Source organism: Fusibacter bizertensis, from assembly GCF_029914245.1.
In the GTDB taxonomy this organism is placed as follows: Bacteria; Bacillota; Clostridia; order Peptostreptococcales; family Acidaminobacteraceae; genus Fusibacter_C; species Fusibacter_C bizertensis.
Window position 1 is genome coordinate 271,335 of sequence record NZ_JARYZI010000002.1, and the last position, 12,599, is coordinate 283,933.

General features: G+C 29.2%; 12 protein-coding genes. All 12 read right to left on the reverse strand.

Annotated elements, in window-relative coordinates:
• Positions 1–175 precede the first annotated feature (175 nt).
• The 12 genes from QE109_RS04610 to QE109_RS04665 all read right to left on the reverse strand — a co-directional run bounded on the left by QE109_RS04610 (position 176) and on the right by QE109_RS04665 (position 12,440).
• Positions 176–2,164, reverse strand: coding sequence for a reverse transcriptase domain-containing protein (locus QE109_RS04610; RefSeq protein ID WP_281093230.1), 1,989 nt, complete (start codon positions 2,162–2,164; stop codon positions 176–178).
• Positions 2,165–2,327: 163 nt separating this feature from the next.
• Positions 2,328–3,059 carry a hypothetical protein gene (locus tag QE109_RS04615; protein ID WP_281093231.1) on the reverse strand — a complete coding sequence of 244 codons (732 nt, stop codon included), beginning with the start codon at positions 3,057–3,059 and terminating at the stop codon, positions 2,328–2,330.
• A 58-nt stretch (positions 3,060–3,117) separates the two neighbouring features.
• Positions 3,118–3,246, reverse strand: a complete 129-nt coding sequence (locus QE109_RS04620; RefSeq protein ID WP_281093232.1) for a hypothetical protein — start codon at positions 3,244–3,246, stop codon at positions 3,118–3,120.
• Positions 3,247–3,445: 199 nt separating this feature from the next.
• Positions 3,446–5,251, reverse strand: a complete 1,806-nt coding sequence (locus QE109_RS04625) for an ATP-binding protein (protein WP_281093233.1) — start codon at positions 5,249–5,251, stop codon at positions 3,446–3,448.
• A gap of 1 nt (position 5,252) precedes the next feature.
• Positions 5,253–6,473: a hypothetical protein gene (locus QE109_RS04630; protein WP_281093234.1), complete on the reverse strand. Its 1,221-nt coding sequence runs from the start codon at positions 6,471–6,473 to the stop codon at positions 5,253–5,255.
• A 372-nt stretch (positions 6,474–6,845) separates the two neighbouring features.
• Positions 6,846–7,607: an ion channel gene (locus QE109_RS04635; RefSeq protein WP_281093235.1), complete on the reverse strand. Its 762-nt coding sequence runs from the start codon at positions 7,605–7,607 to the stop codon at positions 6,846–6,848.
• A 111-nt stretch (positions 7,608–7,718) separates the two neighbouring features.
• Positions 7,719–8,423, reverse strand: coding sequence for a hypothetical protein (locus QE109_RS04640; RefSeq protein WP_281093236.1), 705 nt, complete (start codon positions 8,421–8,423; stop codon positions 7,719–7,721).
• 221 nt (positions 8,424–8,644) lie between these two features.
• Complete coding sequence (locus QE109_RS04645) at positions 8,645–9,418, reverse strand: hypothetical protein (protein WP_281093237.1); 774 nt, start codon at positions 9,416–9,418, stop codon at positions 8,645–8,647.
• Between the two features lie 65 nt (positions 9,419–9,483).
• Entirely contained in the window at positions 9,484–10,524 is a 1,041-nt protein-coding gene (locus QE109_RS04650; RefSeq protein WP_281093238.1) for a hypothetical protein, read from the reverse strand.
• A 90-nt stretch (positions 10,525–10,614) separates the two neighbouring features.
• Complete coding sequence (locus QE109_RS04655; RefSeq protein ID WP_281093239.1) at positions 10,615–11,412, reverse strand: hypothetical protein; 798 nt, start codon at positions 11,410–11,412, stop codon at positions 10,615–10,617.
• A 78-nt stretch (positions 11,413–11,490) separates the two neighbouring features.
• Positions 11,491–11,952 carry a GNAT family N-acetyltransferase gene (locus QE109_RS04660; RefSeq protein WP_281093240.1) on the reverse strand — a complete coding sequence of 154 codons (462 nt, stop codon included), beginning with the start codon at positions 11,950–11,952 and terminating at the stop codon, positions 11,491–11,493.
• Between the two features lie 98 nt (positions 11,953–12,050).
• On the reverse strand, positions 12,051–12,440 hold the full coding sequence (locus QE109_RS04665; RefSeq protein ID WP_281093241.1) for a VOC family protein: 390 nt from the start codon (positions 12,438–12,440) through the stop codon (positions 12,051–12,053).
• Positions 12,441–12,599 lie beyond the last annotated feature (159 nt).

Consider the following 12,599-nt stretch of genomic DNA (forward strand, 5'->3'; position numbering starts at 1 on the left):
TGAAGAATTAAATCTCAAATTAGAAGATTATGTGAATTGGTTAATAATTGTAGAATTCACTCATCATTAGACTATTTGACACCAGTTAAATTTAAAGAAAATACCCTTAAAAAAATTGTCTGGCTTAATGTTGACAGTTTACATTTACATATTCTAAATTACCCACATTTCTAGCCTAATCAAAAATAATTTTATTGTCTAAATACTTAAATTTCATATCAGTAGATTTTCTTATTCTGTTAATTAACAAATTAAAACCGCTCGTTCCTTCAATCTGAATAATGTAACTAATTCTTCCCGATATAATTTTCTCAGTATAATACTTGGATTCTTGATTAACACCTGCATCTTTTTTACTTAAATAATCAAGGAATAATTTAGCAGTCTCATAGATGAATTTCTTTCCAACCGTGAGCTTGTTTAAATCTGTAGTTTTCACTATGTTAATACCAAGAAATCTGAAATGATCTCCTTGTTTACTAAGTGTGAATGACTTTGTCTTACTTTTGTTTAATTCAAGTTGATATTGAATTAACTCATTAATAATTAATTCAACGATTTGTTGTCTAAGCTCCTCGGATATTATATCTTTTTTAGAAATTAACATATCATCCGCATATCTAGTAAATACAAGACCTGAATCTAAATCGTCTAGTTTTTTTATAATTGTGTCATCAAAATCACGTAAATATATATCAGATAAAATTGGAGACGAAACTAAACCTAAAGGAAGTTTACCTTTGTAGAAAAAAGTTTCAAAAAGCATTCTATCAGAATCTTTTACCTCACCAAGAATATTAAACTCTTTTTTCAATCTGTTTATCAAATTATCAAGTCTTATAGAATTAAAATATTTTGTTATATCCAATTTTACAAACGATATATTATCTTTATGTTTTTTTACACAGTCAAAAGTTGAAGTTCCCTTTTTATATGCAAATGAAGCACTTGAAAATTCATAATTTTCTATAAGTTTATTTACCATTTTTTTGTGTAATGTTCTCAGTTCTTCACCATCTTCTGATTCAACATATTTCACAATTTCTCTTTTCTTATTTTCTTTTCTGATTGTTGATGTTACGCAATATTTATCCGGATTATTATAGACCGATTCAACTAGTTGGTAGTCATGCTCATTTATGTCAAACATTTCTATGAAGCTTGGAAGCATATTGAGACTATCTATGTTCTTAAGAATAGATTTCTCACTCTTAATTAAATTATATCCATGATATCTACTTGATTTTGTATGATATACATATATAAATTCAAGAATATGATGAATAATTTGATTAATTGGGCGATTTATTTTTGTTTGAATATTGTAAGAATTAATTTTTCCAAAATTTTGATGAACTTTGTCTTTAATATAAGTAGAAAGGGTAAACTTTATTGTCTCTAAAAAATCAATTGTATCTTTCTCTGTAAACATGCTCTTCGATTTATTTGCTAGTTCAGTTTTAAATTCAGAATATACCAAAGCAACAGTTATATAAAATAACAACTTTACAGATACTTGAATGTTAAGCTTATTATCAATTATTTGATAGTTAATTTTATATATATCATCTGGAATTTCATTGGAATTATAAATTACTAAGTCGCTTTCTTTAATAGCTTCTAGAATATTGTCTTCTTTTATTGATTGGATAATAACCTCAGGAACTTTATTATTAATAAATCCGTATCTTTCTTTAACAAAATCACTTGAAATTGGATGCCTAGTGATTTTAGGTCGATAATATATTTTTTGTATTCGTTCTCTATCATGCCCTAAAATTACATTACGAACAAAATAGCCTACATTTTCTTTATCATGAATATCTGATACTTTTGGCAAAAAAACTTTGATCCCATGGTTAAACGAATTATTCCCAAATAAGCCAAGTTCAGATGAAGATGATATAGTATCTAAGAAAATATACGTTCGATGTGAAAACGCAGCAAAAATTTCTTCTAACAGCTGTACATTTGTAGATAAACTTAGGTTTTCCTCAGAAAGGAAATCATCAATGATCAATGGCAATACATTTTCTTGATACTCTTTATGGAGATGCATTTGTATAATCTTTCGTCGATCATCTGATTTTCCACTAAAATATGGTCCGCATAAGAAGATAACAACCCTATCAACAATTATTTTATCATTCAATGAAAATTTCAATTTAATTCCTCCAAAAAAAAAGAATCCTACAGCAGGAAGAAAGGTTTTCAAGAGAACTTTGCGCTCATGGAGCGAAGGCTCGCGGAATGAGTAAGAAGTTCTCTTGGAGAGATTTCTTCTTGCTCAAAAAACCATTTCAAATATATTCCGTCATAGACGAAAGCTAGGATTCTATTTGTAGTATATTACTAAGTTCTAATTTTGTCAAATAATACCTTTTGCTTTCCCGTTCATTTTTTGAACTAACATATTCTTTATTTAATATAAATTTGTCTTCTGACAAATTATAATTCCAACCAATATTTTTAAGTATATCATTATCCTCGTTTTGTTTTAAAAGTGCAATCATTAATCTCACGATGCCATCTTGATACAACTCCCCATCTTCACTTTTTGAAAATAAGTAATTGCTTTTCTCTTGAATCAAAGAGATTAATAAATATAACTCTTTATATGTGATACTTAATGTAGCATCACTTAGTTCAATCTCACCATTTACATCAGTAATATTAGGCATTTTAAATTTATATCTCTCATCATCATATTGAAACTCTAAATAAGTTGTTGATTTTAAATACGAATTCAATATATCTACGACAAAATCTACACCTTCAACTAAGGAGATTATCTTTAACATTCTATAGATTTCATAAATAGAAAAATACAAGTACCCCATTATCTCAACAGTACTATCCTCATTTCCTAATAAGTAGAATCTAACTTCTTTAAAATCAACCCTTACTTGAAAATTAAAATATTCCTCTTCATTATCAATTCTAATTTTTCTTACAAACTCATATCTATTTCTATTTTTTCCGAATAAATAACCTCTATCTTTATATGCCTCTATTTCATCATTTCTATGAAGTCTAATAGTTTCAACAAACTTATTCATTTACTCTCCTGTGGTTATTTTATTATTAACTTATTATTTAATTTACCAAACTTAGTTTCTATAATAGAGAAGTAATATTCTCAATTTCATTTAATACAAATATTTTTTCACCATTTGTAATAGTGACTTTTAAAACTTTACTACTTTCATTGTCTTTGAAAACTTTCATTTTAGTTAAATGTTCCATCTATTCCCCCTGAATAGTGTATTTAAAAAATAATAATTATATTTCAAATATATAGTTTGCATACTAATAATTAATAAACTCATGATTATCCCTTACATGCATAACTAGTGGAGAATTCATAACATTAACCTTCATGCTACTGAACAATGTAAGTCCACTGGAAAAATATATCAACCAAGTCGTTTGTGTGAGTTCTATGTTATTCTTCGCAACATTTTTTTAAATTAATTCTGTTAATAATATCTTCGAAACTAACTTTATGCCAATGTTTCTGCCATTCAGTATAAAATTGTACATCATCAGAATGAGGTGTTGGATTTGCATCTCTAATTCTTACGATGCATGGTGTATTAAGTGAATCTCCAACAAGCAATGCTTCCCTTTGCTCCAAAGAGGACAATGCATCTCCATAGCTGATAACCGCTTCAGGAAGTAATCGTTTAACATATTGTTGGTCTTCAGGATTATTTAGTCTCATGACTACGAAATTGTTACATTGTGAAAATACAGTTGCCGATAATTCTGATGGTCTCTGACTAACAACCATTGAAGAAATTCCATATTTTCTCCCTTCTTTTGAAATACGTTCTACAGCGATTCTGGTATTCTTATATTTTGATTCTGAATTTTTTGGTATATATTTATGAGCTTCTTCATAAACAAGCATAAATGGTGTTGGATTACTTTCTCTAATCTTAGTCTTATGATAGGAATAATCAAATATTAATCTTGAAACAATTGATACAACAATTGATACAACTTCAAAAGGTAAGGAACTCAAATCAATTATAGATATATTTGATTTTGTATTATATCCTGTAATGCTTCTCATTACCTCTATTAGATCATCCGTAGAAAAAGATGTTCCTCTTGAATTTGTTTCTGAAAGTATAAAAGAAAGTCTATCATCATTCATTTTTGTTTCAAGGCGTGAAATAAATCTATTGAATTCTCCAGTAAATCCACCGCTTTTGGATACTTTCTCGTTCAATTTATCATGTTTTGAGTTTCCAGTAGAGATTTCAAATTTTTTTATTTCCCATAGATTTGGTATTTTATTTGATTCGATTTTTTCATCAGAAATTGCATAATAAGTAGTTCCGTCTTTTGTATATTGAGTCTCATTATTTTTATTGATAATATAGTTCTTCACTTCTTGTAAACTAAAATAAACAGGAGAGTCATAGGTTATATTAATTTGTGGATTATGTTTCTTTTTATTTTCAATTACAGCATACTTAAACTGAGAAATTTGATTGCGAACGTTACTTTCACTATTTTCTATAAACATATCCTCAAGTTCTTCCGAATTCATTAACCAATATGGTAATCTTAAACTTCCATCTATTATTGAAAGCATATTTTCATTTGGGAATGCTTTAGGATACTCACCATGAATATCAAATAATATTATATGAGTATTATTAATAGTTGCATCTGTACTTAGTTTTGCTTCTTGAATAATTTTAGCTACTGTACATGATTTTCCAGAACCTGTTGACCCAACAACTGCAATATGTTTTGAAAAAAACTTGTTGCCATTAACACCAATTGTAATTTCTTCATTTAAAAGTAAATCCGAAAATACAATATTAGTATTCCCTTCGTTGGAAAATATTACATTCAAATCATCTTTTGTAGCGATTGAAACTCCATTTGGTGGAATGCTTATGTTTTTAATACCTTTAAGGAATTTTTTTTCAGCTCCAAGTACTAATTGGCCAATTGGTTGAGTATCAATGATAAAACTACCGAAGTATCCATTCTGCTCCATAGCTTCTGGCACTTTACGTTCAATCATCTTAAAACTTCTCACAACAGTTACAATGCAATTTCCACTTCCATCAAGTACTTTTAAAAATGAACCGATTTTGATTTGAGAATCCGAGTTTTCAGATTTCCATTTTTCAAAGTCAATAATTTCTATTTGAATTCCAGATGGCTCAAAAGTTACAACTCTCAATTGTTCATCTTTGTCCAAATCACATTGCATAATTTCACTCATTTTAACATCCTCCTATTAGTATAATAATTTCTTCGTTATCAACTCTATCTAAAGGGATTATTCTAGAAAACTCTAAAGGTATAGTCATTATATGATTATCTATAATAAAACACGTTGGATTTATAAATCTTACGTTTTTTTTATGTTGACAAAATGTATCGAAACTAATAATCCTAAAATTATAATTAACTTCATTTACTTTTGTTCGATTTGGTATCGTTGTGGTGACAGCTTTTTCATTAAAGATCTGAATACTGAAGAAATATCGTTCGTAGCCGTCATTAAATTTTATATTACTTCCTTCTGAAATGCTTAATTCTATTATTTTTCTTTTTAATAACTCTAATTCTGAGGTTGTACAGTTTAGTATAAATGTAATTGGTCTATAGTCTATCTTATTTCCTTTAAAAAAGAATTGCTTAGATAATGATACTATAAGATGTTCTATTTCATGTCTTTTGACATTATTGAAATAAACAATAAAGTCTGAACCATTCTTAGTAACTGATTGATTTCGCAGTTTTGCCTTTAAGAATTTTACATATTTATCTTTGCCTAAATGTTGAGCTAGATAAGATGAACTAACTATATTCCTTGAATTTTTTAACTGCGAAGTAAAGTTTGTTTTTGTTATCTTTCTTGCTCCAATAGTTTTGGAAATAGCTTTAGCCATTAAAATTCTTAATCCGTTTGGAATTACAACAAATTCTGCCTCTTCTATATCAATATTAAAGAGATCGCAAACTTTTTGTTCTAAGCTTTTAAGCAGCACTTCATATTTTTCTGTTTTTTTCCATGAGAAATTATTAAAAAAGCCCTCAATTAAAAGTTCCAATTGATTTTTTTTACTATCTTCAATTGTGTAAAAATCAGTTGCTGATTTCAACTTAAGGATTTTGCTTATTCTATCTTTATCAAGTGAAGGTAAATCATCATTTAAATAAATGTACAAATTATATTTGATATAATTTTCAACATTATTAATATAATGATTAAACATCAATCCAATAGGTTTGGCAACTTTACTATCTTGATAATTTTCTAATTCATGATATTTGTACTGAATGAGATATGATGAATCTTCATCTTCAATATCTAAATCTTCTATTCCTTCAATTGTTATTATTGCATCATCTTTATTCGCATTTAAGATATCAATAAAAGTATGGATAAGTTGATAATCATATCCTAGTAGTGAAGCAGATGCATTTCTATCTGACATTATTTTCTCCTTTCCATTTTTTTCCACAACATTCTTACTGTACTTTCCGACTTAACTGTAAGTCCTGCGTGTTAGAAGAAATTATCTTATTTCAAATTATCTAATTTTCTTGATCACACTCTCGATCTATAATTTTCTTTTTACTGTAATCAACTATTGATTATAACTTCAATTTATGATCAATAGTTGATAGTCAGACATAAATCGGTATTCAAATCCAAAAAGTTATATTATACGTCTTTTGTTTCTCATATTATGATATTCCATTCTTTTAATAACTTCGAAGTAATAGTAACGTACTTCTTGAATCACAAGATTACTGACAGTGTAAAGAAAAAATAAATATCAAGTTGACAGATATTTTAGCACTAGTTATTCTCGAATAATTAATGTAACACCAATTATTGTGATGAACTGGCTACCTATTGATATCAAAATAACCGAAAACATACCTACTGGATATTGTGGTACTATATTTCCATATCCTAGTGTAGAAGCTGTTTGAACAATAAAATATAAGTCTTCTATTAGTTTGTTAAATATGTTTTGAGTATCCAACGCTAATACTTTATTCAAAGCCTGAACATCTTTTGGATGATTAAGAAGTTCAATGAATGTATCTGTAAATTTACTATTTACATACATTGTGTCATTAAACCACATTTTGTAATATGTGTCATTAAAATAGAATTTGTTATCATATAATTTCACTTGATAATCATTATTGTTTTGTTTCATTCTATATTCATCAAAATAATGTGCTAACTCATTTGATTTGTCATTAAAATCATGTGATAGTTCCAGTAAAAATGTTATTGATGTAAAGAGAAAAATTAGAAACAGATAATTAAATGCAACTTTTACAGTTTTCATAACCAGACTATTCTTCTTAAGATTATTATTGTTTTTTTTATGATGTGCAATTTTAAGCATATCTGATAATAAATCAAATGCAGGAACAAAAAATATTATCAAACCAGTCCATTGAATAAAATCCATTGTTTTATTAAATTCAACAGTACTATTAAGAATATTATTTGAAAATAAGCTGTAAAAACTTATGAAAAGTATAATAAAAAAAACTATTGCAGAAATCCATATAAAAATTATTGCATCTCTAATATCTTTATTCATTAATATCTCCTAAATTATTAAATTTGATTCTTTCGTATTTTTGCTTTACTTTCTTCTATCGTTCTTACAATACTCGCAGCCTTAGTTACAAGGACTGTGTATTATGAGAAATTACTCAAATTTATGTTTTCCAAAATATTCTTTCAAAGATCTTTTTAATCCCTTAAATTCTTCACTTTCAGTGTTATGATAATCTAAATACATCAACGCAATTGTATTTTTCAAGAACAAAGAAACTATAAAGACAAAACCGGTAATAATAAATAGTATTAGAACAAACTTTAAAAACTCACTAGAAGAATATGAACTAGTTTCTTCTAAATACATTTCAACAAATTTATTCCAAATGGGAAGAGTGAGCCCGGCAATTATTGCTTTTTCAAATAAGCCTTCAAACCTCCTACTACTCTCCATTTCTTCACACCAGCTTATATAAAAACTTAACTTATCAAAATTTAAACTCTTATCCTTTTTTATAAATATATTGTTAAGAAAATCCTCTTTCTGCTTTTTAAAATATTCTCTTACACAAGTATTTTTTAAGTTGTATTTTTTAAATCCCTTTATTTTTAAATTATCAAAAATGCTATTTATAGCAAAAACGTATGTTGGTAAGAAAAGTGCGATGTCTGCATAAGCTAAAAGTACACCGTATTTACTTAAAAGATTATATTTGACTAATATAAATAACTGGATGAAAACAAATAAAATATATGAACCAATCCAACGCTTATACATCGTGCTACTACCTTTTCTGCTTTTTATATATCCTTGTGCTGTGCATTCATTGACGAATTTTTCTTTTATACTGTACATTCTATTCACCCCAATTTATTTTTTATATCGCGTTCAGCCGTTCCCGTCACCTCAGTGATGGGAACGGCATGTTAAGTGATGTGGCGCTTAGTCACATTGCTTTACAACGCCGTAGGTGCCCGCCGCTAATGTGAAATGAAGCGAAGCGTAATTTCACATTAACGTTCTTACAGTCCTCGCAGCCTTAGTTGCGAGGACTGTGTGTTATAAGAAGTTCTACTCTAATTATCTTCAAAATATTTTATAATTTTTGTTTGTAGCTCTCCAGCATGCGAATACTCGATGTATTCTGCATTTGCTATATCTGAAATGTTTTTAGTTTCTTTATCTTTAATAATTAAAGTTTCTTTTCCAAGTCCGTATGACAAACCGAGTTCTAACATAACATTCGGATTATGGCCAGAAATATTAAAAATTAGATACTTACTTATTTGCATTTGTTCACAGATTTTGCACATTAGGTCAATATTAGAGATGTTTTCATCCGCTCTATACCATTCTTTTCCTGTCGCAGTTAAAGCAACTTCTATTCCATATTTATAACTGTCTAGATATTTATCATCAAAGGGCATACCTATAAACACTTTATTACTATCTAAAGGTGGATTTTTAGGACACCTGTTCACTCCAATTTTTAAGCAACGTCTCATTTGATGAAGTGGTATATCTTTTGTTGCTTGATTGCTTCGTTCAATTTCACAATTTTTATCAACCAATAGTTTAGTGTTTTCAGCATTAAGTTTAAATCTATCTACAGCAATATTTTTGACGGTTTTTTGAGTTGATGATAATTCATAATCAAAAATTTCGAACAATTCCAATGGAATTCCAGTACTTTTATGATATTTTTTTAAAATGGCATTATATCTATGCGCATATTTTTCTAGTATATTTTTATAAATATACTCGGTGCTTTTTTCAATATTTGAGATTTCATCTATTATTTTTTTTAGTTCTAATGAATAATGTGTCAAAATTTCATATTTAGATGCCATGTATCTACTCCTTTATTCCTGAATTTACTATTACGTACCTTCTTAATCAAAGAACAACTCTCATATTATAACTTCTCTTCTATTAATTGAAGATATGCATAACTATTATCTCTCAATATCTCATTTCGCTTAGTCCTTCTAACATAGGCTTGAGCTGCAATCGCTACTCCTGCAGCACCAGCTGCACCAAAAGGATTAAGACTAAAAGCAGTCGACGCACCAATTATGCCAGAGATCGAAATTGGTGCTATCAGCAATTTGATATTTTCGCTTTTCAAAGATTTTTCTATATCTGATAACGACACTTTGATTCGATCTTTTACTATCATTTCAATTGCTGAATTAAGAGCTTCAATGGTTTCGAAATCTTCAACATTCAACATTTGAACCAATGATTTCATTTCCATTCTGTATTTACTTAGATAATCACTATACTTTCTTCTAAACTTAATGATTTTTTTCATGTCTGTATCTGGCGTAATACCAACATGCTGAAATGAAATTTTTGCTAATAAAGATTCGCTAAGGCGACTAATATCATCGCTCAAATATGCTGTCCTACGGGGATAATAGTTATGACGAGTCCTATTTACATTAGAATCAAAATGAATTTCAGAACCAATTTGATTCAAAATCGGTGTGTCAGTTATTAGATTCAATCCTCTACGTTTAGCTATATCACTTGCTAACAACGTCATATAAAAGTCAGCAAAATGATTGTCTGCCATGAAATACTCATCATTGTAATTTCTTAACCTTGCTTGTATAAAAGAGTGCATTTTGGGATCAACTTTTTCCCAGTATATTCTATTTTGATATCTTTCTTTGGACTGATTCTTAAGTAAACTTTGATAATGATTCTCGTACTTATCAAAATATTCTATAATTTTATCCCTAAAGAATGGACTAGAAGTTGTTCTACTATCAACAACGCAAGCTTTAAGTAGACCTTCATCTTTAAGTAGAGAAGACTCATAATCATAATATAAGTTTCCATATGATTTAGGTACAATTGTAGATATCTCATTCCAATATAGTGCTGATGTTTTCAACCATCCCTTATCATTTATTTCAATCCAAGGATAGTATAATGCCTTATTAAACATTGTCGTCCTCCTTAAGTTATTGTGCACGTATTTTGAATTTCTTATAACGTTCTTCGTAGTTGCGCCGCCTCAAGTGGCGCAACTACGGTGTTAGGTGAAGTTATTTTTATATACTTCTTCATTCTTTATTCGAGTGTAAGGATATAACCAGGTTCCAGTGCTGCTCATTTTATATTTCATTAGATTTTCTTTAACTTTAATTTTACTAATTTTTCTTTCATTAGTATAATTTTTAATCACATTAACTTCATAATTTAAGATATTGTCGGAATACTTTCCCTCAATCATTATTTTTTCATTATATTGAGTTAGATAAGTTATATTAATTCTCGATAAATTTTGGCTATACATTACTGGAATACTTGAAAAAGTTTTAACGTTTGATAATAAGCTTGGTAATTTGCTTGGTAATTTGTTAATTAAAACATAAGCATTTTCATCTACACCTAAAACAGGAATTGTTGCAGTTATTTCTTCATTACCATTATGTTGAATATCGCCAAACGATGTATCAATAGTAATATTCAAACTTAAATTATGAACTATGCATGGACCCTTGTTCATAATTTTTATAAACTGTCCTGAATTAATATAATCTTCAACTTTTCTATATTTCTCAAAACAGTTTTTTGCATTGTTAATTATTTTATCATTGGCTTTTTTAACATTAAAATAGTTTTCTGTTTCAAGGATTCTAATTCCTTCTTTAAACTTCATCGACTCTAATCTCAAACCACAAGAATAAATCATTTCATAATCAAGAATTACTCTTGAGGATAATTTTTTATCTCTATTTAGTATCTGATAATTATACATTATGCTTATTATCATAATGATAAATGATCCCACTATTGCAATAAGTCCTACTATCTCAGAAGTTAATGTCATAAATTTGTACCTTTCTTATTTCTTTTATTTTAATAATTTCACCTAACACTCTTATCCACGACGTATTTCGCTTTATCCTCACAACACCTTACTAAAATAATACCTAACAAATCCTTCCTTATACCCAAGCTCCCCGAACTGCACAAACCCAAGTTTCTTATAAAACTCTGGTGCTTGATAGTTAAAAGTATCGAGTTGCATCATAGTGCATCCATGCGCTCTCGCAGTTTTTTCAGCTTGCTTCATAAGCTGAGTGCCATAGCCACCTTTGCGATACTTTTCATCAATCCAGAGGGTTTCCACATACATTGAGTAGCGGTAGATGGTAGTAATCACGCCTCCAACTACATCACCACTGCTATCCTTAAGTACAAGGTTATACTTCACAGGTTCTTTGGACTGTTTACTTGGTGCTTCAAGTCTATTTTGTTGTCTTAGTGATTTCTCTATGAACTCTATATCTTCTTCACGATCAGTAGTTTCAAGTGTTAATACTTCACTATTCGCCATAAGCTTACATTTACCTCTTCTTTCACTCATATACTTTTCTTACTTTTTCTTACTTTATATTTCCAGTCTCAATTTATCGCCTTTTGCTTCACGTCCTTTGACTCTTCGCCCTTCACTGCCCCTATCCTCTAAACCGTTATCTCCACGATATTGCCATCGGGGTCGAGGACGCTGCTCTCGTAGTAGCCGTCTCCTGTTCGTCGGGGCTCACTGTGGATGGTGAAGCCATGCGCTCTTAGGGTTGCGGTTAGCGCTGTGACGGCTTCTTCACTCCCAGTGGAAATGGCGATATGGATAAAGCCTATGCGTTTGATATTGGCATCATCTGATTTTGGTGTGGTAGTGGCGCTCTCCATGAGTTCAAGTCTTGCGCCGCTTTCAAAGGTTAGAAAGTATGAGGCAAACTGTTTTTTGTCGTTGGTGTATTTGGCATTTGAGGTTGCGCCAAAGTATGTTTCGTAAAAGTCTTTCATGACTTCGAGCTGTGCGGTCCAAAGTGCGATGTGTTCTATACGCATATAGCCTCCATAAGGTAAGGGGTAAATTAATATATATATTAATGTTTAAATTACAACTAAATAAGTCTATAGGCGGATTGTGAGCCTCTCTCATTTAGAAAAACATCTGACACTATCAAAATAATATGATAATATTACTTTAAAGAGGGTAAAGATACG

Coding starts and splice junctions, on each gene's coding strand:
- QE109_RS04645 (WP_281093237.1), bottom strand. CDS start 9,418: ATGGCATCTAAATATGAAATTTTGACACATTATTCATTAGAACTAAAA.
- QE109_RS04635 (WP_281093235.1), bottom strand. CDS start 7,607: ATGAATAAAGATATTAGAGATGCAATAATTTTTATATGGATTTCTGCA.
- QE109_RS04640 (WP_281093236.1), bottom strand. CDS start 8,423: ATGTACAGTATAAAAGAAAAATTCGTCAATGAATGCACAGCACAAGGA.
- QE109_RS04615 (WP_281093231.1), bottom strand. CDS start 3,059: ATGAATAAGTTTGTTGAAACTATTAGACTTCATAGAAATGATGAAATA.
- QE109_RS04620 (WP_281093232.1), bottom strand. CDS start 3,246: ATGGAACATTTAACTAAAATGAAAGTTTTCAAAGACAATGAAAGTAGT.
- QE109_RS04625 (WP_281093233.1), bottom strand. CDS start 5,251: ATGAGTGAAATTATGCAATGTGATTTGGACAAAGATGAACAATTGAGA.
- QE109_RS04630 (WP_281093234.1), bottom strand. CDS start 6,473: ATGTCAGATAGAAATGCATCTGCTTCACTACTAGGATATGATTATCAA.
- QE109_RS04655 (WP_281093239.1), bottom strand. CDS start 11,412: ATGACATTAACTTCTGAGATAGTAGGACTTATTGCAATAGTGGGATCA.
- QE109_RS04665 (WP_281093241.1), bottom strand. CDS start 12,440: ATGCGTATAGAACACATCGCACTTTGGACCGCACAGCTCGAAGTCATG.
- QE109_RS04660 (WP_281093240.1), bottom strand. CDS start 11,952: ATGAGTGAAAGAAGAGGTAAATGTAAGCTTATGGCGAATAGTGAAGTA.
- QE109_RS04650 (WP_281093238.1), bottom strand. CDS start 10,524: ATGTTTAATAAGGCATTATACTATCCTTGGATTGAAATAAATGATAAG.